General features: G+C 72.3%; 17 protein-coding genes, 1 tRNA gene and 1 other RNA gene. 11 read left to right on the forward strand and 8 right to left on the reverse strand.

The window, feature by feature from the left end:
- Positions 1 to 89: 89 nt before the first annotated feature.
- Positions 90 to 2,324 carry a DNA polymerase III subunit gamma and tau gene (locus OG842_RS19000; RefSeq protein ID WP_328512395.1) on the reverse strand — a complete coding sequence of 745 codons (2,235 nt, stop codon included), beginning with the start codon at positions 2,322 to 2,324 and terminating at the stop codon, positions 90 to 92.
- Between the two features lie 130 nt (positions 2,325 to 2,454).
- Positions 2,455 to 2,549: signal recognition particle sRNA small type (gene ffs / locus OG842_RS19005), an RNA gene on the reverse strand.
- 143 nt (positions 2,550 to 2,692) lie between these two features.
- Here ffs and OG842_RS19010 point away from each other — a divergent pair.
- Positions 2,693 to 2,780: transfer RNA gene (locus OG842_RS19010), tRNA-Ser, on the forward strand.
- Positions 2,781 to 3,030: 250 nt separating this feature from the next.
- On the opposite strand, the gene OG842_RS19015 is transcribed toward OG842_RS19010, so the two are convergent.
- Entirely contained in the window at positions 3,031 to 3,324 is a 294-nt protein-coding gene (locus OG842_RS19015) for a restriction endonuclease subunit S (RefSeq protein WP_328512396.1), read from the reverse strand.
- A gap of 312 nt (positions 3,325 to 3,636) precedes the next feature.
- Between OG842_RS19015 and OG842_RS19020 the strand changes: the two genes are divergently transcribed.
- Entirely contained in the window at positions 3,637 to 6,408 is a 2,772-nt protein-coding gene (locus tag OG842_RS19020) for a hypothetical protein (RefSeq protein WP_328512397.1), read from the forward strand.
- Positions 6,409 to 6,596: 188 nt separating this feature from the next.
- Here the strand turns inward: OG842_RS19020 and OG842_RS19025 are convergent, their stop codons facing one another.
- The 4 genes from OG842_RS19025 to OG842_RS19040 all read right to left on the reverse strand — a co-directional run bounded on the left by OG842_RS19025 (position 6,597) and on the right by OG842_RS19040 (position 12,443).
- A complete protein-coding gene (locus OG842_RS19025) occupies positions 6,597 to 8,108 on the reverse strand; it encodes an oxygenase MpaB family protein (protein WP_328512398.1) in 1,512 nt (503 codons plus the stop codon).
- The gene (gene uppS / locus OG842_RS19030) at positions 8,105 to 8,908 is read right to left on the reverse strand and encodes a polyprenyl diphosphate synthase (RefSeq protein ID WP_266731094.1); all 804 of its coding nucleotides are present in this window, start codon (positions 8,906 to 8,908) and stop codon (positions 8,105 to 8,107) included. Before uppS ends, OG842_RS19025 begins: the two co-directional genes overlap by 4 nt.
- Before the next feature lie 1,055 nt (positions 8,909 to 9,963).
- Complete coding sequence (locus tag OG842_RS19035) at positions 9,964 to 11,154, reverse strand: serine hydrolase domain-containing protein (protein WP_266731095.1); 1,191 nt, start codon at positions 11,152 to 11,154, stop codon at positions 9,964 to 9,966.
- Between the two features lie 89 nt (positions 11,155 to 11,243).
- Positions 11,244 to 12,443: a serine hydrolase domain-containing protein gene (locus OG842_RS19040; protein WP_266731096.1), complete on the reverse strand. Its 1,200-nt coding sequence runs from the start codon at positions 12,441 to 12,443 to the stop codon at positions 11,244 to 11,246.
- 139 nt (positions 12,444 to 12,582) lie between these two features.
- Here OG842_RS19040 and OG842_RS19045 point away from each other — a divergent pair, with 139 nt between their 5' ends.
- From OG842_RS19045 to OG842_RS19055, 3 genes are all read left to right on the forward strand, one after another.
- Positions 12,583 to 13,830 (forward strand): sensor histidine kinase, encoded by a 1,248-nt coding sequence (locus tag OG842_RS19045; RefSeq protein WP_266731097.1) that lies wholly within the window; start codon positions 12,583 to 12,585, stop codon positions 13,828 to 13,830.
- A gap of 89 nt (positions 13,831 to 13,919) precedes the next feature.
- Positions 13,920 to 14,519, forward strand: a complete 600-nt coding sequence (locus OG842_RS19050; protein WP_376307350.1) for a response regulator — start codon at positions 13,920 to 13,922, stop codon at positions 14,517 to 14,519.
- Positions 14,520 to 14,928: 409 nt separating this feature from the next.
- A complete protein-coding gene (locus tag OG842_RS19055; RefSeq protein WP_266731101.1) occupies positions 14,929 to 15,426 on the forward strand; it encodes a SigE family RNA polymerase sigma factor in 498 nt (165 codons plus the stop codon).
- A 48-nt stretch (positions 15,427 to 15,474) separates the two neighbouring features.
- On the opposite strand, the gene OG842_RS19060 is transcribed toward OG842_RS19055, so the two are convergent.
- Positions 15,475 to 15,813: a hypothetical protein gene (locus OG842_RS19060; protein ID WP_266731103.1), complete on the reverse strand. Its 339-nt coding sequence runs from the start codon at positions 15,811 to 15,813 to the stop codon at positions 15,475 to 15,477.
- A gap of 92 nt (positions 15,814 to 15,905) precedes the next feature.
- Here OG842_RS19060 and OG842_RS19065 point away from each other — a divergent pair, with 92 nt between their 5' ends.
- The 6 genes from OG842_RS19065 (at position 15,906) to OG842_RS19090 (ending at position 22,952) form a co-directional block, all read left to right on the forward strand.
- Positions 15,906 to 17,162, forward strand: coding sequence for a mannosyltransferase family protein (locus tag OG842_RS19065; RefSeq protein WP_443063991.1), 1,257 nt, complete (start codon positions 15,906 to 15,908; stop codon positions 17,160 to 17,162).
- A gap of 292 nt (positions 17,163 to 17,454) precedes the next feature.
- On the forward strand, positions 17,455 to 18,138 hold the full coding sequence (locus OG842_RS19070; protein WP_266731105.1) for a hypothetical protein: 684 nt from the start codon (positions 17,455 to 17,457) through the stop codon (positions 18,136 to 18,138).
- A gap of 152 nt (positions 18,139 to 18,290) precedes the next feature.
- On the forward strand, positions 18,291 to 18,527 hold the full coding sequence (locus OG842_RS19075) for a ferredoxin (protein WP_266731107.1): 237 nt from the start codon (positions 18,291 to 18,293) through the stop codon (positions 18,525 to 18,527).
- On the forward strand, positions 18,517 to 19,911 hold the full coding sequence (locus OG842_RS19080) for an NAD(P)/FAD-dependent oxidoreductase (RefSeq protein ID WP_266731109.1): 1,395 nt from the start codon (positions 18,517 to 18,519) through the stop codon (positions 19,909 to 19,911). Before OG842_RS19075 ends, OG842_RS19080 begins: the two co-directional genes overlap by 11 nt.
- 22 nt (positions 19,912 to 19,933) lie before the next feature.
- Entirely contained in the window at positions 19,934 to 21,169 is a 1,236-nt protein-coding gene (locus OG842_RS19085) for a cytochrome P450 (protein WP_266731111.1), read from the forward strand.
- A 55-nt stretch (positions 21,170 to 21,224) separates the two neighbouring features.
- Positions 21,225 to 22,952 (forward strand): PucR family transcriptional regulator, encoded by a 1,728-nt coding sequence (locus OG842_RS19090; protein ID WP_266731112.1) that lies wholly within the window; start codon positions 21,225 to 21,227, stop codon positions 22,950 to 22,952.
- Positions 22,953 to 23,030: the final 78 nt, after the last annotated feature.

The raw sequence follows: 23,030 nt of genomic DNA on the forward strand, positions 1-23,030 counted from the left end.
GGCGCCCTTGACGGACGCCGCTACGTGGACACCCCGGGCCGCCGTCGCGGGAGCCACGGCCCGCCGGAGCGCGCCCCCGCCGTTCGCCGCTATTCGTTGGTGAACTCCTCGACGACCGTGGCGCCCAGCTCGCGGACGATCAGGTCGTGCCCGGAGAGCGCCGAGTCGACGAGGTCCGGGTCGTCGGCCTCGGGGGTGTCGTCCTCGGGGGCGACCGCACGCGGGGGCTCGGGCGCGGAGTACTGCTGCTGCGGTGGTGCGGAGTACGACTGCGGTGCGGGCTCCGCGGCAGGCGCGGAACCCGGCTGCTGCGGGTGGCCCTGCTGAGGCTGGTGCTGCTGGTGCGGAGACGCGGCCGACCGGGACTCGTGACTCTGCTGGGGCGCAGGGGCCTGGTACTGCTGCGCGGGCGGGGCGGCGGGGCGGCCCCCGCCCGCCTGCACAGGTGCGCCGGCGCCGCCCGACGGGTCGACGACGGCCTCGATCTTCCACTGCGCGTTGAACCGCTCGGCGAGTGCCTGCCTCAGCACTTCCTCGCTGCCGCTGCTGGCGAAGTTGTCACGCGCGCCCGCGTTGAGGAAGCCGATCTGGAGGGTGGTGCCGTCGAAGCCGGTGACCTGGGCGTTCTGACTGAGCAGGATCCAGGTGAAGCGGCGGCGGTTCTTCACCGCCTCCAGGATGTCCGGCCACATGTTCCGCACCTGGCCGGCGCCCTGGGTCATTCCCGGGCCCGGCTCGGCGGCGGGCACCGGCGCCGAGGGCGCGGCCTGGGCCGGCGCGGCGGCCGGGGTGGACTGCGGGACGGGCGACTGGCCCGGGGCGGAAGCGGTCGGCCAGCCGCCGGGGCGCCGTCCCGATTCCGGGGCGGCGGCGGTGGGCCAGGCACCGGGGCGCTGACCGCCCGCGGCAGCCGGGGCCGCCTCGGCGGGCGGCTGCGGTGCCACGGAGGCCGCCTGCGGTGCCGGGGCGGGGGCGGGCGGCGCCGCCTGGACCGGCGCGGGAGCCGGGGCCGGGGCTTCGCCCCGTACCGCCGCACGCGCGACGGCCGGGCCCGTGCCGGGCTGCACGACGGGGGCCGCGGGCGCCGTGGGCACGGGTGCGTGGGCCAGCGCCTCCGGACCGGGTACGTATCCCATGGCGGGCCCCGGGCCCGTGGTCGCGAAGGAGGCGCCCCGCTCCAGCCGGTCGAGCCGGGCCTGCAGCGAACGTTCGTCGTCGAAGGCGGCGGGCAGCAGCACCCGGGCACAGATCAGCTCGACCTGGAGCCGCGGCGAACTCGCCCCGCGCATCTCCGTGAGCCCCTCGTTGACCAGGTCGGCGGCGCGGCTCAGCTCGGCGGCGCCGAAGACGGATGCCTGGGCCTGCATCCGCTCGACGACATCGGCGGGGGCGTCGATCAGCCCCTTCTCCCCGGCGTCCGGCACGGCGGCCAGGATCACCAGGTCGCGCAGCCTCTCCAGGAGGTCCGCGACGAAACGGCGCGGGTCGTTGCCGCCCTCGATCACCCGGTCCACGACCTCGAACGCCGCGGCCCCGTCGCCCGCCGCGAAGGCGTCCACGATCGAGTCGAGCAGCGAGCCGTCCGTATAGCCGAGCAGCGAGGTCGCCATGGCGTATGTCACACCGTCGTCGCCCGCGCCGGCCAGGAGCTGGTCCATCACCGACATCGAGTCACGCACGGATCCGGCCCCGGCCCGCACGACGAGCGGCAGCACACCGTCCTCGACAGGGCTGTTCTCCCTGCCGCAGACCTCGGCGAGGTAATCGCGCAGCGTCCCCGGCGGCACGAGACGGAACGGGTAGTGGTGCGTACGCGACCGGATCGTGCCGATGACCTTCTCGGGCTCGGTGGTCGCGAAGATGAACTTGAGGTGCTCCGGCGGCTCCTCGACCACCTTCAGCAGGGCGTTGAACCCCGCCGGGGTGACCATGTGCGCCTCGTCGATGATGTAGATCTTGTAACGACTCGACGCGGGCCCGAAGAACGCCTTCTCCCGCAGATCACGGGCGTCGTCCACGCCACCGTGCGATGCGGCGTCGATCTCGATCACGTCGATCGAACCCGGTCCGTTGCGCGCGAGGTCCCGGCAGGACTGGCACTCCCCGCACGGCGTGGGCGTCGGCCCCTGCTCGCAGTTCAGACAGCGGGCCAGGATGCGCGCGCTGGTCGTCTTGCCACAACCACGCGGACCGCTGAACAGGTACGCGTGATTGACCCGGTTGTTCCGCAGCGCCTGCTGCAGCGGGTCAGTGACATGCTCCTGCCCGATGACCTCGGCGAACGACTCGGGGCGGTAGCGGCGGTACAGCGCAAGGGACGACACACATACGAGGTTATCCGGGCGGACCGACAACCGGCCCCGGACCGGTCGAAGCCCCCGCCCCGCACGCTCGGGAATCGCAGGGCCCGGGAATCGCGAGGCCGGACCGCAGGCCCCGGACCCCCCCGGAAACACAAGGGCCCCCCACGCACCCGCCAGAGCCGACCTACCCTTGCTGCCTTCCGGCCCTGGGGGAGTTCAGTCAGATAGCGCCACGTGAGGGGCTGACGCCCACCTTAGCCGATCCCCACCCCTGCCGGTCCACTCCCCCCACCTCAGGAACCACCCAGGACGACCGCGGAGCGAGCCCGAACCGATCTCAGGGGGAACGGGTTCGCGAGCACTCCTCAACGTCTTGTATTGTTTGCCGCGGAGGATTCGCCTAGTGGCCTAGGGCGCACGCTTGGAAAGCGTGTTGGGGGCAACCCCTCACGAGTTCGAATCTCGTATCCTCCGCCATTGCTCTCACCGGGCAATACGTCGAAGGGCCCCACCGCTTGCGGTGGGGCCCTTCGACGTTCGTAGTCGTGGGTGATGGGTTCGAACCGTCTCCGGCCCGGACGGCGTTAGGCCGCTGTCAGCACCCCGAGGCACAGGACCATGCAGCCGGCGAACGCCGTGCCGGCTATGAAGACAGCCTCGGGTTGTCCTGTCCCTGAGCCCCTTTTCACGTGGCTCCGCCGCCCTCGCGTCAGGTGCGGGCGTCCGTTCATCGGACAAGAGAGCACTCCCCATCAGCAGGGTCGCGAGTTCGCCGTGCGCGCGTTCCGCCGCCCGCCACTACCTGGTGGTGGGCCTCGATCTGGCTGTCGAGTGCGCACAGGAGATCACCCATGCGGCGCTGCTCCTCGATGGATGGCAGCGGTACGGGAAGCTGCTGCATCGCCTTTGTCTTGATCGAGGCGACGATGGTCATCTCTGCTCGGTCTTTGATCCATGCCTGTACTCCCGGAAGGGACAGGAAGGCAGGGGCGTTGATCCGGCGCGCCGAACGCTCCATCACGGAGATCCCGCTCATCCCACCGGCCCGGTCGCGCCGAGCGTCGGCGAACACAGGGCGCCGGGCCCCGATCGCCGCACGGACATCGGACCGCCGCTCCGGGTCAGGATCCTTCGGTCAGCGACCGGCCCCATGACTCCCGTCCGGCTCCTCTTTGGCGCTCCTGTTCGGCTCCTGTTCGACTCCTGTCAGATTCCTGTCAGGTTCCCCGAGGTGGGACAACCGGTGATGACACGTCACCCTCTCCCCGGTGCGGGGGGTGCTCCTGGGATTCCTGGGGCGCTGAAGCACAACCAACAACGAGGAGACACCATCGTGAGACAGGTCTCACGCGCGCTGACGGCTGCCTTGGCGGCCGTGACGCTGGCGGCGGGTGTGCCAGGGCCGGCGCATGCACAACCGGCCGCCGAGTCCATACCCGGCGCGCCGCCGGGCGCCGCCGGGGAGCGGCTGCCGGAGGGCTGGCGTATCGAGGGCGGGGAGCTGATCTGGAGCTCGCCCGAGCCCGTGGGCATGGGCGGCGCCCTGGTCGAGTTCCGCTCTGGGGAGCGGACCCTCGGCGTCCCGGAGCCCTCCCCCGACCAACGCACCTTCCGGCTCCGCCTCGACGGGGCCAGGGTCGGACCGGTGAGCGAACTCCAGGTGGTCGCCGGTTCGCGGCGGCTGGACGCCGCAAAGGCCGACCAGGCACCCCGTCAGCGGCGCTCGTCGGCTGCGGAGGCACCCCAGGAGCCGTTCCCCGCCAACCCGGTCGACCCCGGTGTCGCCGGTAAGTACCACACCATCAGTGGTGAGTACTCCCTGAAGTCGGTGAGGTTGCCGGGCTACGCCGAGCCCGTGGAGATGCGCGCCACGGTCGTCGGCCCGACGGACGCGCCGGGGAAGCGGCCGCTGGCGCTCTTCGTCCACGGCCGCGGCGCCACCTGCTACGAGCCCGGCAAGAACAGCGCGGGCATGGAGTGGCCGTGCAAGCCGGGCAACAAGGAGATCCCGAGCTACCGCGGCTTTCTGCACGACCAGAAGCTCCTGGCATCCCAGGGCTATGTGACGGTCTCCATCTCCGCGAACGGTGTCAACGCGCAGGACGGCCGCGCGGCCGACTTCGGGGCGCAGGCCCGTTCGTCCCTGGTGCGCCAGCACCTCGCCCGCTGGGCGGAGTGGGGTGCGAGCCCCGCGAAGGCCCCCGAGGCCGTGCGCGCGACAAAGCCCGCGGACCTCTCGAAGGTGCTCCTGGTCGGCCACTCCCGAGGCGGCGAGGGCGTCAACCGGGCGGCACTCGACAGCGTCTCCCCGCCGCCGCCCGCCGAGGACGGCTACCGGGGGCCGGTGGGCTGGCGGATCCGCGGCACCGTCCTGATCGGCCCCACCAACTTCGGCCAGAACCCCACGCCCGACGTGCCCTCCATGACCCTCCTGCCGGGCTGTGACGGCGATGTGAGCAACCTCCAGGGCCAGATCTACCTCGACGGCACACGGGGCATCGGCCAGGGCACGGCGCTGCACAGCGCGGTGTACATGGTCGGCGCCAACCACAACTTCTTCAACACGGAGTGGACGCCCGGCCAGGCCGAGGCCCCGGCCGCCGACGACTTCTGGGACGACAAGAACAACCCGGACCCGGTCTGCTCGGCACGGGCCGAGACCCGGCTGAGCGCCAAGCAGCAGCAGACGGCGGGCGCCACCTATATCGCCGCCGCCGCGCGGCTCTTCCTCGCAGGCGACGACCGGGTCCGCCCGCTGCTCGACGGCTCAGACCGGCGCGCGCCCTCGGCCGACCCCGCCCGGGTGCTGACCCACGCCGTCGGCGGCAACCGCACCCCGGCGATCCGGCCCGACGACCCGCTCTCGGTGACGAACGGGCGCGTGTGCCAGCAGGTCACGACGAGCGCCACCCGGGCCTGCCGGCCGGACTCCGCCCCCGGTGCGTCGCCGCACTTCGCGTCCTGGGCGGACACCACCAATGAACCGGGCCGCAACGCGGTCACGGCCCGCTGGACCACGCCGGGCACCCCGGTCCGGCTGACGCCGGAGCGCGCCTTCTCGCTGGCGGGCTCCGACGCGCTCGCCCTGCGGGTGATGGTGCCGCCGAACACCCGGGGCACCCGGCTCGACGTCGCCCTCACCGACACCTCCGGCAAGCGGGTGGGGCTCGGTCAGGTCACCGTCGACGGCCTCCCCGGCTCCGACTCGACGGCCGCGTACTGGGCGCGTGAGGTCCGCGTCCCGCTGAAGGCCGCCGTCAGCGCCGGAGTCGACCTGAAGCGGACGCAGTCGCTGGAGCTCACCCCGCGCAGCGGCTCCGGCGAGCTCTGGCTCATGGACGCCTGGGGCTGGCGCCCCGGCACCCTGGCGGTACGCCCCGTCGCACTCTCGCGTGTCGACATCGGCAGGCTGACGGTCAAGGAGGGCGACTCCGGCACCCGCACCTACAACGTGCCCGTCCAGGTCACCGGCAAGGGCACCGGCGTGATCAAGCTCGCCGTCCGCGACCCGGAGACCCACGAGTCCACCGTCCGCACCGTGACGGTGAAGGCCGGTGGCTCCGTGGACGTGCCGATCACGGTCAAGGGCAATTCCCGCTTCAACTACGACCTCAGCCACGAGGTCGCGGCCAAGGCCGTGCGCGGCACAGCGGTCGGCGGCGCCTTCGGGGGCGTGCTCGTCGAGAACGACGACCCCATGCCCACGGTCAGCGTGACCCCGGTCGCCGACTCGGTCACCGAGGGCCAGAAGCTCACCTGGAAGGTGGAGCTCTCCCAGCCCGCCGACATCAGCATCGAGACGAGGTTCGACCTCCTGCCGGTGCGCGAGGGCACGGAGCTGTCCACGAAGGACGTCGACGAGGAGTGGCTCTCCAGCCTCGGCGAGGACGCCGACCCGGAGCGGCCCCTGTCCACGAACAGCCCCTCCCTCTGGGTGTCCGTCCCCAAGGGCGAGACGAGCACCGAAGTGTCCGTGCCCACGGTCACCGACGCGCTGACCGAGTCGGAGGAGTCCCTGCGGATGCAGGTGAACATCCTCAAGGAGAACGAGTGGTTGGAGGGCCCTCTCCTCACGGGGAAGGTCACGGACGCGCGCCAGGGCTGACGCCCGGGGGCCACGTCCCGCGCTGACGGTGCCTGAGCGCACCACCTGAACGATGGCACCGGCCCCCGCCACGGGGACCGGTGCCATCGGCGTGAGGGGGACACGCGGGGACTGCCGAACCGGATCGGGGTGGTGAAGCTCCTCCCGTCATCCTGTTCTCCCGGCGGCCCCTGTCGTGTCCGGGGGTCCTACGCGTCGGCGAGCAGTGGGTCATAGGCGGTCGAGCGCCGGCGGCCCGACATGAAGGAGAGGAAGTCCTTCACGAACGCGCTGCGTGAGTACCTTGCGTCGGCGTCGGCCACCGTGCGCCGGAACCCGGTCCGGAACAGGGCCCGGTACTCGTCCGCGTCGATGAACTGGTTGCCGTCCGCGTCGGTGACGTCGAAGAGCACTTCGGCGACCCTGATCAGCGCGGGCCCGGCGAGGGAGGGGACAGCGGCGGCGTACTCCTCCTTGCTGATCCGGCCGTCGCCGTCGATGTCGAGGGCCGCCTGGAGTTCCCTCCACCACTCGGCATACGCGTGGTAGAGCCTGGTCTCCTCCGGTTCGTCCAGATCGAGGCGGGAGGACAGCTCCCGGGCCATGGCGGCGAGATCGGGCCAGTCCAGGTAGCCGTCGCCGGTCTGGTCCAGCACCGCGGTGAAGAATTCGTCGGCGCTCCGCTGCGATCCGGTTCCCTCGGCGGGACCGTGCTGCACGCCAAACGGCGTCACCAGCCGGAACAGGGCGCCGGCCTGTTTCATCCGGCCGCGCAGCGCGGTGAGCGTCGCGGCTTGAGGGACGTCGCTGTCCGAGGACAGGTAGAGCAGGCTGGTGAGGCCCTCGGCCCGGAGCCAGTTGTCGGGCAGGAAGCGCGCCAGGCCGACGGCCACGTAGACGCTTTGCATCAGCGTCTGGGCGCCAGGGATTTCGGGCAGACCCGCCCGTCGGCGGAAAGGCTCGGGGAGGGACGCCACCGTGATCGTGCCGATCACCGGGCCTGCGAGCGCGCGGCCCGCCGCCCATACGGTGGGCAGGCCGTCCAGCAGGGGCGGTGCCGGGAGATGGTCGAAGAGCTTGTAGAGAATGATGCGCAGCGCCTCCGTGTCCTCCAGTTCCTCCTGGACCATGTGGTCGTAGTACTGCCAGAACTCCTGCAACGTGGGCGGCAGATGGCCGACCCCGTCCCCCAAGGCCGCGAGGAATGCCTGGTATTCGGCGTAGAGCCGTTCCATGGAGGTCTGGTCGAGCGGCTGCCCGCTCAGTCGGCACATGGTGACGGAGCTCTCGAAGAGGGTCGCGACCACCCAGGCGCGGACCTGGGGGTCCATCGCGTCGTAGGGCCGGTCCTGTGTGTCGGTGCCGCTCAGCCGCGCGTGCAGGCGGTTGAGCCGCGCCGCCTCCCTTTGCCGCTCGTTGTCGTCGGTGCCGAACATGCGCTGCAGGCTCACGAGGGTGTTGCGCAGCCGTCGCCACGGGTGGGCGACGAACGTCGAGTTGTCGATCAGGGCCGCGCCGATCTGCGGGTGGGCGGCCTCCAGTACCGTGGCTCTGACCATGGCCAGTGCCCAGCGCGGATCGTTGAAGAACCGGTGGAACTGCGAGTCGGGACCGAACGGAGATCCGGACTGTGCTTCGGGGGTCGGCCGCGCGCGGTCACCGTGGTGACCGGTGGCTCCGGGACGCGTACCCCTGGGGCGGCTGCTGCCTGTGTCCGTCACGGGTGAGGTTCTCCGTTCGAGTGCGGCGTCACACCGCCGAAGCGGCGATTGCGTTGCTGGTAGGCCTGCAGGCACTCCAAGAAGTGCGGCGCACGGAAGTCGGGCCAGAGCACCGGCGGGAAGGTCCACTCGGCGTAGGCCACCTGCCAGAGCATGAAGTTGGAGATCCGCTGTTCGCCGGACGTCCGGATGACGAGGTCCACATCGGGCGTGTCGGAAAAGGGCAGGTGAGCGGCGAAATGCTGCTCGTCGACGGCATCGGCCGGTACCCCGCTGCGGATGAGGGACCGTGCCGCCTCGACGATGTCCCTGCGTCCGCCGTGGTCGAACGCCACGGTCAGCGTCATGCCTCGGTTCGTGTTGGTCAGCGTCATCAGGTCGGCGAAGTCCCGGGCCAGTGGCCCGGGGATCCTCGGGTCCGCCACTCCGAGGAACCGGCAGCGGATGCCGCGCGCGTGCAGCAACGGGGCGTGTTTGCGCACTACGCGGCGCACCAGTTGCATCAGGAAGTCGATCTCGCTGCTCGGGCGTCGCCAGTTCTCGGTGGAGAACGCGTACAGGCTCAGCCACTCCACTCCCGACGTCCGCGCCGCCTCGATGACGTCGATCACCGTTGTTTCCGCTGCCCGGTGACCCGATGTGCGGGGTAAGGAGCGCCGTGCCGCCCACCGGCCGTTCCCGTCCATCACGCACGCGACATGGCGCGGCACCCCCCTGTGCCGGTCCTCACCGGTCGGGCGTCGCGGAGGTGTATGGGCCGACGACGAGGCAGAAGTGCCGCCCACTCGTTCAACCGTCATCCGTGCTCCCCCGGCTGCCGCAACATAGTCCCCCTCCGCCTCGCACCCACCCGCTGGTCGCAGCGCCTCCTGGCCGCAAGGCCCTGCCGCGGTGCGCCCGGACAGCGCCCCGTTGTGTCCGGACTCCGCTGAGCGCGTTGCGCATCCGCCGGAAGCCCGTCGAGGCTGCCGGACGGGTTTCGCTCCCGCAGACGGCGGACCGGCCTGCTCCACCGGACGGTCCCGGGGGATCCTCCGCCGCAGCGCCACTCGGATCGACACTCAGCAGAGTGCCGGTGCCCGGCCCCGGACACATCGCAATCTCCACATATTCACCTGTAGTACGTCAGTCCGCTTTAACGACCTCGTGGTCGCGCCTTGACCGGAATCGGGTGCCCGGGCAAGCCGGGCAATGCGTCGAAGGCCGTTACCGCGAGCGGTAGGGGCCTTCGACGTTCTCCGGGCCGGTTTCCGTCCCGGTCGAGTTCCGCGGAACTGCCGACGGCTTCTGCCGATGCGGGTCCTGATACCCGGCCGACACAAATCCGCGCGGCGCTGGATGCACGGTCCTGATCAGCTGGATGCGGTCTTCTCGCGGGCTGGGACACGTACGCGGTTCCTCGTGCAGTCGGGCTGTGAGAGGTGGTTGTCGGTGGATGCTCGTCGGATGCGTGCTGCTGCGCCGGGCGGGGAGGAACTGGCCGGGCGGGCCCGTCGTGGCGCGGTGTGGGCTTCGGCCGCGGTGCTTGCCGTGGTCGGTGCCGGCGGCTGGCTGGGGCTCACCGATGGAGGCCGGGGCAACGGCTCCGCGCCGGTCTCCGAGGCGGCGACAACGTCGCCCGGCTGCTGGCCCGTTGGGACGCGGGAAGCCAGGAGGCATTCGTGGCGAAGATGAGCCGCGCCTGCGCGGTGAGCGCGCTGGAGTCGGCCGGACGAACCCTTGGAAAGCGTGTTGGGGGCAACCCCTCACGAGTTCGAATCTCGTATCCTCCGCCATTGCTCTCACCGGGCAATACGTCGAAGGGCCCCGCAGCTCGCTGCGGGGCCCTTCGACGTTCGTGCTCCGCGCGGCGGGTTCAGCGGCACAGGGCGGTGTCCACGACGCGTTCGAGGGTTCGCCGGCCCGGCTCGTCGGTGAGCTGCGTGGTGACGGTGACATTGGCGGCTCGGCCGTCGTCGGTGGCGCCGCCCCGGGTCTCGTAGCCCGGGAAGCTGCCGCCGTGGCCCCAGGAGAGGCCGCCGCACGGCAGCGGCCTGCTGACCAGGCCGAGTCCGTAGCGGGCGCCGGGGCCGAAGGTCGCTTCGGCGGGGACGGTGGAGCGCATCCGGGCGAGCTGGGCCGGGGGCAGGAGGCGGCCGGCCAGGAGTGCGCTGAAGAAGCGGTTGAGGTCGGAGCCGGTGGAGATCATCTGGCCTGCGGCCCAGCCCCAGGAGGGGTCGATCTCCGTGATGTCGCGCAGCGGTCCGTCCGCCGATTCCCGGTAGTAACCGTGGGGGTGCGGCTCCCGGATGGTCACGTCGCCGGGGGCGGGGAAGTACGTGTGGCGCAGCCCGATGCGCTTGATGACGCGCCGGTCGATCTCCTCGGCCAGGGGGCGGCCGGTGACCTTCTGGACGATCAGGCCGGCGAGCACGTAATTGGTGTTGCTGTACTTCCAACTCGTCCCGGGGGCGAAGTCGGCGGGCTGCCGGAGGGCTGTGGCGAGCAGTTCGCGGGGGGCGTAGTACCGGACGTCGTCCCCGAGGTAGTTGCTGTAGTTCGGGAGTCCGCTGGTCTGCTGGAGGAGCTGGCGGACGGTGATGCGGCGCCCGTCGATCCCCTTCCCGCGGACGAGGCCGGGCAGGTAGGTGTCGACCTTGGCGTCCAGGGCCATCCTCCGCTCCGCGACGAGCTGGAGGACGACGACCGCGACGAAGGTCTTGGTGTTGCTGCCGATGCGTACCTGCCCGTCCCTGGGCACCTTCGAGCCGGTGGCCAGGTCGGCGACTCCTGCGGTGTAGGTGCGGGTGTGGCCGTTGCGGTCCTTGACGCTCGCCAGCGCGGCCGGCATCCCGCCGTCTCGCACCAGCGCGTCCAGGGGCTGCTGGACGGCATCCGGCCTGGCGGAGGCGGAGGCGGATACAGAGGCGGATGCGGATGCGGGTGGGGCGAAGGCGGCCAGCGTCATGGCGCCGATGGCCATCGCGGCCGCGGTGGTCAAGGCACGTCGCCGGGTGCCCTGTCGGCGGCCGGGCGGGCGAAGTCCTTGCCGTGTCTGCGCACGCATGAGTCAACTCCTGAGGAATCGCTGGATCGTTGGATCGCTGGGGCGTTGTTCGGGTTGCGGGCGCGGGTTGCGGGTTGCCCGTGCGTGGTTCATCCGCACAACGCGCGGTCCACGGCGTCCTTCACGTGCTGCACGGCCGCCTCGTCCGTCGGGATGCTGGTGACCGTGACGTTGGCGGCGCGGCCGTCGTCGGTGACGCCGCCCCGGGTCTCGTACCCCGGGATGTCGCCGCCGTGGCCCCAGTAGACGCCGCCGCACGGCAGCGGACGGCTCGTGAGCCCCAGCCCGTAGCGGAGGCCGGAGGTCCCGGCGGGAACGGTCGTGCGCATCTCGGCGAGCTGGGCCGCCGGGAGGAGGCGGCCGGCCAGGAGCGCGGTGAAGAAGCGGTTGAGGTCGGAGTTGGTGGAGATCAACTGGCCTGCCGCCCAGCCTGCCGAGGGGTCGATCTCCGTGAAGTCGCGCAGTGGTCCGTCCGCCGGCTTGCGGTGGTAGCCGTGGGGGTGCGGCTCCCGGATGGTCATGTCGCCGGGGGTGGGGAAGTACGTGTGGCGCAGCCCGATGCGCTTGATGACGCGCCGGTCGATCTCCTCGGCCAGGGGGCGGCCGGTGACCTTCTGGACGATCAGGCCGGCCAGGACGTAGTTGGTGTTGCTGTACCCCCATGTCTCGCCCGGCTCCGCGTCGGCCTTGTACCGGAGGGCGATGTCGATCAGTTCGCGCGGCTCGAAGTACCGGTGCCTGAGCTCGTCGTCGTCGATGTGCATGCCGTACTCGGGGAGTCCGCTGGTGTGCTGGAGGAGCTGGCGGACGGTGATGCGGCGCCCGTCGATCCCCTCCCCGCGGACGAGGCCGGGCAGGTAGGTGTCGACGTACGCGTCGAGGCCGATCTTCCCTTCGCCGACCAGCTGCAGGACCACCACCGCGGTGAACGCCTTGGTATTGCTGCCGATGCGTACCTGACCGTCCCTGGGGACCTTCGAGCCGGTGGCCAGATCGGCGACTCCTGCGGTGTAGGTGCGAGTCCGGCCGTTCCGGTCCTCGACGCTCGCCAGCGCGGCCGGCATCCCGTCGCCGCGCACCAGCGTGTTCAGGGCCTGCTGGACGGCGTCCGGCCTGGCGGTGACGGTGGCGGTGGTGGTGGCGACAGAGGTGGAGGAGGCGGGTGGGGCGAAGGCGGCCAGTGTCATGGCGCCGATGGCCATCGCGGCCGCGGCCGACACGGTTCGTCGCCGCCCGCCGCCGCGCTGCCTGGTCGAGGTACGAAGGGCCTGCTGGGTCCGAGCACGCATGAGTCAACTCCCGGGAATCGTTCGGTCAGGGCACGATCCTGGTTTCCGGGGACCCTCGACCGCATCGCGGCAAGGCGGGAGAAAACGCTCCCCCGATCGGGGGAGGCTGCCGGTGGGCTGCCCGGTGATACTGGCGCCCATGACCTGGGGAATCCGGCCGCTGCTGCGCGGCTCCACGTACACGGGTGTGCTGTTCGCCTATTGCGGCGCGCTGGTGAGCCTTCCGCTGCTGCCCTTCGCCCTGTTGCCCGCGGCGTTGTGGCGGTCCGCACCCGAGAGCGTGCAGATCGTCCTGGTCCTGCTGGTCTGGGCGGCGCTGGTCGGCTCGGCCGGGCTGGTGCGCCCCGTACGGCGGGCGCTGGTCGTGGCCGCCCGTCGGCTGCTGCGGGTGCCGCTGCCGGATCCGGTGGCCGGTCGCCGGACCTCCGGTTCACCCGGCCTCGACCGCTGGCGGACCCCGCTCTGGCTGGTGCTGCACGTGGCCGTCGGGTGGATGGGGGCGCTGGCGAGCGGGGTGCTGTTCGTCATGGGCATCACGCTGCCGGGGAACTGGATCGGCGGCGAGGCGCGGCTGATCCTGTTCGGTACGTCGGTCCAGGCGTCGGGCGGGTGGAGCTGGGTGGCGGCGGCCGTGTCCATCGTGCTGGCGGTGGCCATCTGCGTACTGGTGGCGAAGACCCTGCGGTGGTCGGCGCCGCGGCTGCTGGGGCCGTCGGCGGCCGAACGGCTCGCGCTGGCCGCCGAGCGGGAAATGCTGCTGGCCGAACGCAACCGGATCGCCCACGAGTTGCACGACTCGATCGGCCACACACTGACGGCGGCCACCATCCAGGCGGCGGTGGCGGGCGAGATGCTCTCCGCCGACCCGGCGGCGGCGCGGGCCGCGATGCGCAGCATCGAGGAGTCGACGCGGGCGGCGCTGGAGGACCTGGACTACGTACTCGGAGTGCTGCGCGAGGAGCAGTCGGGGACGGCGCCGACGCGGACCCTGGCCGACCTCCCCGGGCTGCTGGACCGTCTGCGGCACGCGGGGGCAGTGGTGGAGCCGGAGCTGTCGGGCGAGCTGGCACAGGTACAGGGGACGCTCTCCCGGGCGGCGTACCGGATCCTCCAGGAAGGGCTGACGAACGCGCTGCGTCACGGGGCGGGCGGCCCGATCGGCATCGAGGTGGCGGCCGGGCCGGACGCACTGGACCTCACGGTGGTCAACCGGACCGGGGCACGTACGGACCCGGGCGCGGGTCCGGGGGCCTTCCCGACCTCCGGCCACGGCCTGTCCGGGCTGGCCGAGCGCGTCCGGCTGCTGCACGGTGAGTTCCGGTCCGGCCCGGACGGGACGGAGCACTGGCGGCTGGCCGTCCGGCTGCCGGTACGGATGTCGGCGTGAGCGGATCCGACACGGGCGATGCCACGGCCCTTCCCGCCGTCAGCCTTCTGATCGCCGACGACGACGAGGTGACCCGCAGCGGCCTGGGCATGCTGCTCGCCGCACAGCCGGGGATCACGGTGGTCGGCGAGGCCGCCGACGGCGTCGAGGCGGTCGAACGGGCGCGGAGCCTGCGGCCGGACGTGGTCCTGATGGACGTCCGGATGCCGCGCCGCAACGGGATCGAGGCCACCCGCCAGCTGCTGGCCGAGGCGGCCGACCCGCCGAAGGTCGTGGTGATCACCACCTTCGAGAACGACGGCTACGTCACCGCCGCCCTCAGCGCGGGCGCCAGCGGCTTCGTCCTCAAGCGCCTCCCGGTCCGCCGGATCGCCGAGGCGGTCCGGGTGGTGGCGGCGGGCGAGGCGGTCCTCTTCCCGGCCGCACTGGGCCGCATGGTCGCCGCCCGCCCGCTGGGCTCCGCCGAGGCCCTGCCGCAGGCCGACCTGACCGGCCGGGAGGAGGAAGTGCTGCGCCTGATGGCCACCGGCCTCTCCAATCCGGAGATCGCGGGGTCCCTCACGGTGAGCCTGGAGACGGTCAAGACCCACGTCGGGAACGTACTGACCAAGCTCGGCGCTCAGAATCGCACCCATGCGGTGGTGATCGCGTACGAATCCGGCCTGATGGTCCCGGGCTTCACCGGCTGACCGGCTTCCGCCCCTCTTCCACGGCGTGGCTGCACACATGCAGTCCCCGGTAGTCCTTCTCGGTGCCGGGACTTTCAACCGTCGCTGGAAGCTCCGGATCCGGAGGATCTGCCGGGGGCCTGGCCAGAGCCAACGAGTGGGTCACTCGGGTCGGCGGACGTCTCTGCCGACGGTGCGGCTCGCTCTGGTTTTCTGGTGTATTGATGATTTTCCTCCTAATTTCTCACTGGTCAAGGGTTTGCTGCCTATTTCTCTCGCACGCCCGGACGCCGGTGGTCAGGGCGTCCGGGCGTGCCACGGTCCGGGGTCATGTGATCACCGTCACCCGATTTCTTCGGGTTTCGTGTCATCCGGATGAGGGGTGCCAGGCGTATGCCGGGTGAGACCGAGGAGATCCAGGAGTTGTTTGTTGACCGTCGAGGAGTTCGAAGAGTTCTACGCGCAGACGGCCGCCCGGCTGACGGGGCAGTTGTTCGTGATGCTCGGCGACCAGCACGAAGCGCAGGACGTGGTGCAGGAAGCCTTCGTCAAGGGGTGGAGCCGGCGGCGTCAGCTCGATCGTGACGGGCAGCCCGAGGCATGGATCCGCACGGTCGCCTGGCGGCTGGCGGTGAGCCGGTGGCGGGGGCGGCGGCGGGCGGCGGATGCCTGGCAGCGCAGTGGTGCGCCTCCCCATACGGAGCCGCCCGGGCCGGAGACGGTGGCCCTGGTGGAGGCGTTGCGGGAGCTGCCGTCCAAGCAGCGACGCACGCTGGCGCTGCACTACGTCTGCGATCTGACCGTCGAACAGATCGCCTCGGAGACCGGTCTGGCGGCCGGCACCGTCAAGACGCACCTGACCCGGGGCCGGGCCACGCTCTCTCATCGTCTGCTGGATCCGCGTACCGAGGAGGGGCCCTGTGTCTGAAGCCCATGACCCGTTGAGGTCCCTGTTCAAGGAAGCTGCCGCCGCCGGTCAGTCGCGGGCGCGTTCGGCGCCTCCGCCGTACATCACCGAGCGGGGCGAACGCGTACGCAGGCGCCGGGTCGTCGCGCTGACCGTGGGGGCCTGCCTGGCCTTCTCGGGTACGGGCGCGGCCGTGGCCTCGCTGTTGCCGGACGGCACGGGCACGACCGTCCCCGCCACCACTCCCTCGCCCGTTCCCTCGCCCCGGCTCTCGCCCTCGCCGAGCCCGCCGGCCTCGCCGAGTTCCACGAGCTCCACGCCCTCCTCGCCGCGGACCAGTCTGCCGCCGACGAGCCCCCCTCCTGAGAGCGCGTCGACGTCGCCGGCGGCGCCCAGCCGGAGCGTCACATTCCCGCCCTCCTGAACCTGACCGACCGACCTGCTGCCCGTTCCCGACCGGGCCATTCGGTGTGCGCTGAACCGACGCTGGAGATTGTGCTGTGAGCCTTTCCACCGCCCGACGGCCACGGCCGCCGCGCGAGCATCCGCCCCGCGGGGCCGAGGCCGCTCCCGGCGCGCCCCGCGACGCCCCGGCACCGGGCAGGAAGCCCTCGGCCCGGCCGGTGCTGCGGATCGGGCCCGCCGACCGTGAGGTGCTGTGGCTCTACCTGCTGACCCGGGTGGGCATCTGGACCACCGCCTACTGCACCCGTTTGCTGTTTCCCGACCGGGAAGGGACGCATCACGCCGGTTCCCTCCTCTCGTCGTGGCAGCGGTGGGACTGGTGGCACTACCTGCACATAGCCCAGTCCGGTTACTTCCCGGACGGGACCGGTCCCTGGACGGCCGACTGGGACAACAGGGAGGCCTTCTTCCCCGGCTTCCCGTTCCTGCTGCGGGCCGTGCACACCGTCGTGCCGAGCTGGGCGGCCGCCGGTGCGCTGATCTCGTTCGTCGCCGGAGGAGCCGCCGTACTGGCCCTGGGCCGGATCGCCCGGCTGCACCTGCCGCAGGACGGTGCGGGGCCGCGCGCGGCCATGTTCTTCCTGCTGTCCCCGTGCGCGGTCTTCCTCGCCGCCGGCTACACCGAGGCGCTCTTCCTCGCCTTCGCCCTCCCGGCCTGGCTGGCCGCCCAGCGGCTCAACTGGCCGCTGGCGGCCGTACTCACGTGTCTGGCCACCACCGTCCGGGTCAGCGGGCTCTTCCTCGCGGCGGCCCTCGCGGTCCACTTCCTGGTGACCGCCCGCACCCCCGCCCACTGGCGCCGTCTCCCCTGGCTGGCGCTGCCCGCCCTGCCGCCGCTGCTCCACAGCTGGTACCTCCACGCGCACACCGGCGACTGGATGGCCTGGAAGCACGCCGAGGAACGCGGCTGGTACCGCGACTTCCACGCCCCGTGGGAAGCGTGGCGGAACACCTGGCACGCCGCCTTCGGGCACTCCCAGGCCACCGGGTACGCCCTGATGTGCCAGGCCGAACTCCTCACCATGGTCGTCGGCCTGGTGCTGTGCGGCCTGCTGCTCCGGCGGCGGCGCTGGGCGGAGGCGGCGTACATCGCGCTCAGCCTGTGGGCGCTGGGCACGTCCTACTGGTACACCTCCATGCCCCGGGCGACCCTGCTGTGGTGGCCCCTGTGGACCGGGCTCGCCGCCTGGAGCCTGCGGAGTCCGCGTGTCAGGACCGTCTACCTCACCGTCGCGGCGCCCCTGACGACGATCGTCGCCGTCACCTTCCTCTCCGGGCGGTGGGCCGGCTGAACCGGCCCGCCCCCGAGGTCGGCCGAGGCTCTTCCAGAACCGGTCGTGGTGGTCCCGTGCGAAGTCCGCGCGCTGCCAGGTGTCCGAGGCCAGGGTCTGCACATGTCCGTCCGCGCCGCGGAAGCCGGGCCGGTCCGTCCGGCCGGACTCGGCGAAGCCCGCCCAGGTGCTGATCACCTTGCTCACCCTCCCGCCCGGCCCAGGTGGCACCGAAGCCCGCTAGGGGGCTTGCTGGTCCCGGGGGTGTCGGGCCGGTGACGGCCCCGGAGCCGGAGGAGGCGAGCGGACGCCCATGGAGCCGCGACCGGAGACACGATCGGACGGCCGGGGCCGGGCTCTGCGCACTCCGCGGGCCGCGGGAACGGCCGGGATCGTCTTCGCCCTGCTGCTCGCCGCCGCCATCGTCATGATCCGGCTGGCGATTCCGCTCGAACCGGGCAAGGGCTCCGGCGAGTGGCTCACCGATCCCTCGCGCCGGCGCACGGTGCAGGCGGCGCTCGAACTCGTCCCGTTCGCAGGCATCTCCTTCCTGTGGTTCATGGGGGCCGTGCGCTCACGCATCGGGGACGCCGAGGACAAGTTCCTCGCCACCGTCTTCCTGGGCAGCGGCCTGGTCTTCGTGGCGACCCTCTTCGGGGCCGCGGCGGCGGCCGGCAGCCTGCTGGCGACGGCCGGCTCGCCCGGGGCCGAACGCGGGGGTCAACTGTGGGTGTTCGGCGGGCACTTCACGTACGGCCTGCTGACCACCTACTCGATGCGCATGGCCGCGGTCTTCATCTTCTCGACCTCCGCCATCGGGCACCGGCTCGGCGTCCTGCCGCGCCCGCTCACGGTCCTCGGCGCCCTCACCGGTCTGACCCTGCTCTTCGTGACGAACAGCGTCGCCTGGTCCGAGCTGGTCTTCCCCCTGTGGGCACTGGGCGTCGGCCTCCACATCCTCGTGGCGGGTACCGCGAGTCCGCCGGTCGGGCGGTGACCCCGTCGGTCCGCCGATGACTCCGCCGGTCCAGCCGTAACTCCACCGGTCCGGCGATAACTCCATCGGTCCGCCTGTGCTCGCGGATCCGGAACGGCCCTCGCACGCTGAGGCGGGAGTGCTCGGAGTACTACTGGAAGGGCGGCCCCTTGATGCGGCTTGTCGTCGATCTCAACCGGTGCCAGGGGTACGCGCAGTGCGCCTTCCTGGCGCCCGATGTCTTCGCCATGCACGGCGAGGAATCCCTCCTGTACAACCCCCACGCCGACGAGGCGCAGCGCGAACAGGTGCGGCGTGCCGCCACCGCGTGTCCGGTGCAGGCCATCCTGGTGGAGTACCCGCAGGAAGCACCGGCCGCGGTGGAAGAGGGGCTGTCCGGTGTCCGGTGACCACGCCCTGGAGTGGCTGAGGCGCGAGGGGCGGATCGTGATCGTCGGCGCCTCCCTGGCCGGTCTCCGGGCCGCGGAGACACTGCGGAAGGAGGGCTTCGCCGGTTCGCTCACACTGATCGGCGACGAACCCCACGAGCCGTACGACCGTCCGCCGCTCTCCAAACAGGTGCTGCTGGGCCACGCGTCCGCCGATCACACCGAGCTGCCCCGGCGGCGCGGGCTCGACGCGCAGTGGCGGCTCGGGGTCGCCGCCACCGGGCTGGACATGGCGGCCAGGCGGGTGCGGCTGGCCGACGGCGACGAGGTGGAGTACGACCGGCTGCTGATCACCACCGGTGTACGGGCCCGGCCCTGGCCGCATCCGGCGGAGGCCGAGCTGGACGGGGTCTTCGTGCTGCGCACCCGCGACGACGCGGCCCGGCTCCATCGGCGGCTGGCCGCGTCGCCGCGCCGGGTGCTCGTCATCGGCGCGGGCTTCACCGGTTCGGAGATCGCTTCGGCCTGCCGCGAGCGCGGGCTGCCGGTGACCGTCGCCGAACGCGGGGCGGCGCCCCTGGTGGGCGCGCTCGGCGGGGTGATCGGCCAGGTGGCAGCGGAACTCCAGCGCGCGCACGGGGTGGACCTGCGCTGCGGAATCATGGTCACCGGTCTTGAGGGCGACTCGGCGGGCCGGCTGCGGCGCGCCCACCTGTCCGACGGCACCACCCTCGACACGGATGTCGCCGTCGTCTCGCTCGGCGCGACCCGGAACACCGAGTGGCTGGCCGGATCCGGGGTCGGCGCCGGTCCGCGCGGGATCGCCTGCGACGCGGGGTGCCGGGCCTTCGACATCCGGGGCATCGTGACCGACGACATCTTCGTCGCCGGTGATGTCGCCCGGTCCCCGCACGCGATCTTCGGGTACCAGTTCCTCTCCCTGGAGCACTGGGGCAACGCCGTCGCACAGGCCGAGACCGCCGCGCACAACATGATCAGCAGCAGTTCCGAACGCCGCCCCCATCTGTGGGTACCGGCCTTCTGGTCCTCCCAGTTCGGCGTCAACATCAAGTCGGTCGGCGTCCCCTCGCTGGGCGAGGAGGTCATCGTCGCCCAGGGCTCGCTCGCCGACCACCGCTTCACCGGCGTGTACGGGTACCAGGGCCGGGTCATCGCCGCGGTCTCGTTCGACCAGACGAAGTGGCTGGAGTTCTACCAGCGGCAGATCGAAACGGCCGCTCCGTTCCCGCCGGAGTACTCCTCGGTGGACCGCCGCCCCGAAGGCCTCCGGCCGGTCCCGGCCGACTTCCCGGACCCCTCCCTGCCCACCCACGGGCCTTCCGTCACCGTCAGCGGCTACTCACCGACCGACCAGCGGATCACCTTCACCCCCGCCCGGGCCTGACCCCAGCAAGGACCCCGCCACCATGACGCAAGACACGCTCCTGCGGCAGATCACCGACTACGCCAACCGTGCCGACCCGTACCCGCTCTACACCGAGCTGCGCAAGAAGCCGGTACGGCAGGAGGGGGACGAGCTGTTCGTCGTCAGCACCTACTGGGAGATCAAGAGTCTGCTGCACGACCCCCGGATCAGCTCGGACGCCCGCAACCTCTCCCCCGGCGCCGCGGGCACCCTGCTCCAGGAGGAGGAGGCCTCACCGCTGCCGCCCGCCTTCCTGCGGCTGGACCCTCCCGAGCACGACCGGCTGCGCCGGATGACGATGCGCCCGTTCGGGCCGCCGGAGACGCCCCGGCGCGTGAACGGCATGCGCGGCGAACTGGCCCGGATCGTCGACGGCCTCATCGACGGGTTCGGGGACCGGAAGCAGGTCGACATCGTCGACGACTTCTCGTACCCCTTCCCCGTCACCGTGATCTGCCGACTGCTGGGCATTCCGCGCGAGGACGAGGCCCGCTTCCACGCCTGGGCCGACACCATCGCCGCCGGACTCGACCCGGACCCGGGCGGGGACCCCGGTGAGCAGCGCCGCGCCACCCACGAGGCCCGCACCGAACTGGGGATGTACCTCTCCGGGCTCATCGACGAACGCAGCGGCGCCCCCGGTGACGACATGCTCTCCGCGCTGGTCACCCAGCACGGCCCGGACGGGCGGATGACCCGGATGGAGGTGCTCAGCACCGCCGCGCTGCTCCTGATCGCCGGTCACGAGACCACCGTCAACCTCATCACCAACGGGACGCTCACCCTGCTGCGCAACCCCGATGTCCTCGAACGGCTCCGCGACGACTCGCGGTTGGCCGTCCCGCTCGTGGAGGAGCTGCTGCGCTTCGAGCCGCCCGTGCAGTTGCTCCCGCAGCGCACCACGCTCGCGGACATCGACATCGGCGGCACCACCATCCCCAAGGGCGCCTCCGTCTGGCTCGTCCTGGCCGCCGGAAACCGGGACCCGAAACGGTTCCCCGACCCCGACCGCTTCGACCCCGACCGGCCGGACATCCAGCACCTCGGCTTCGGCAGCGGCATCCACAACTGCTTCGGCGCGCCCCTCGCCCGGCTGGAGGCCCAACTCGCCCTGACCGCCCTCGCCCAGCGGCTCGACGCCCCACGGCTGGTGGAGGACCCGCCCCCGTACCGGCAGAACGCCGTGCTGCGCGGGCCCCGTCATCTGAACGTCTCGTTCGACGGGCTCCGTTCCTGAAGCCGGCCCGACGGGCTCCGTTCCTGAAGCCGGCCGTCCGGACGATGATGGGCGGATGCCGACGCACGAACCGGACCGGCGCGAGACCGGGCCCTCGCTGGAGCAGATCCTCGGGCTGATCGACCCCGGAATGCTCGATGTCGTCGTGGCGCCGCGCGGTACCGGTGTGCCGGTGACCGATGTGGTGCTGCTCGACCCGGGCGAGGTGCGGGAGGACGAAGGCGGCGCGGAGTGCGAGGACGGTGCCCCGGAACGGCTCGACGACGCGTGGGCGGCGGCCGGTCCGGTCCTGCTCGCGGTCGGTGTGGAGGTCGCCTCGCCCGAGGCGATCGACGTGCTGCGCGCCGCCGACCGGGCCGGGGCGGCGGCCGTGGTGATGCGGCGGGGCGCCCGGGGGCCGCGGGCCGCGCTGCTGGAGGCCGCGGGCCGGGGGCGTACGGCGTTGCTGGCCCGGCGACCGGGGCAGGGCTGGACGGAGGTGCTCGGCCGACTGCGGACCGCCCTGGTGCACAGTGCCCCGGCCGGGGCCGCCGGAGGTGCCGGGGTGGGGGCGCTGCGGCTCGGCGACCTGTCCGGGCTGGCCAATACGGTGGCGGACCTGGTCGGCGGGGCCATCACCATCGAGGACCCGCAGTCGCGGGTGCTGGCCTATTCGCGGATGGACCACGAACCCGATCCGATGCGCCGGCTGACGATCCTCGGGCAGGAGGTCCCGCGCTGGCGGGTCGTCGAACTCCGCGAGAGCGGCTTCTTCCAGGCGCTGTGGAGCACCGAGGACGTGGTGCGGCTGCCCGCCGACGCGCGGTACGCCGAACGGCTGGCCATCGCGGTCCGCCACGGGCCCGAGGTGCTCGGGTCCATCTGGGCCGCCGCCGACGGACGGCCGCTCGCCGGGGACGCGGTGGCGGCGTTGCGCACCGCGGCGCGGGCCGCCGTGCCCCATCTGTCCCACCACCAGACCTGGGGCCGGGCGGCGGCCAGGGCCCGGGAAGGGGCTGCGCACGCGCTGCTGAAGGGGAACGTCCGGGCCGCGCACGAGGCCGGAATCACGGCGGACCGGCCGTACGCGGTGGTGGTCGCGGAGGCGTACGACGTGCGCGAAGAGCAGGCCCTCTCCACCGTCACCACCGGGCAGCGGGTGCTGGATGTGCTCGCGCTCCAGGCCGCCGCGTACCGGCCGGGGTGTGTGACCGCACGGTCCGGGCGGCAGCTGTACGTGCTGGTCCCGGCCGGGGACGGGGAGGCCGACCCGTCGCGTTCCTTGCTGGCGACCGTGCGGTCGGTGCCGCGCGACGTGGTCCTCGCGGGTGCCGGGCCGGTGGCGGCCGGACTGTCGGGGCTGCCCGCCTCGCGGGAGGCCGCGGAGCTGGTGGTGCGGGTGCTGCGGGAGCGGGCCGCGAGGCGGCCGGCCGGGGAGGTGGTGTCGGCGGTGGCGGCGTACGACGAGGTGGTCCCCGAGGCGGGGGTGCTCCGGCTGCTCGACCGGGTGGAGCCGTTGTGGGGGTCGCTGTCGGGGCCGGTGCACGCGATGGTGGAGCACGACCGGGCGCACGGTTCGGCGTACGGCGACTCGGTCACCGCGTACCTCGACGCGTCCTGCGACACGGGCGCGGCGGCGCGGCGCCTCAATGTGCACCCCAACACCCTCCGGTACCGGCTGCGCCGGGCCCGGGAGCTGTTCGGCGTCGATCCGGCCGACCCCGCCGTGCGGCTGCTGGCGGAGATCGGGCTGCGGCTCTCGGCCCGCCGGCCGCCCGGTACGGACCGTACGCGCCGCCGTTGATCGTTCGGTTGTCCGGCAGGGCAAAGGATCCGGGCAGGCGTCGTCGTGTCGGTCGAAGACGTGCCGGGCCCCGCGCGC

Origin of the sequence: Streptomyces sp. NBC_00376, assembly GCF_036077095.1 — a bacterium.
Taxonomy (GTDB): domain Bacteria; phylum Actinomycetota; class Actinomycetes; order Streptomycetales; family Streptomycetaceae; genus Streptomyces.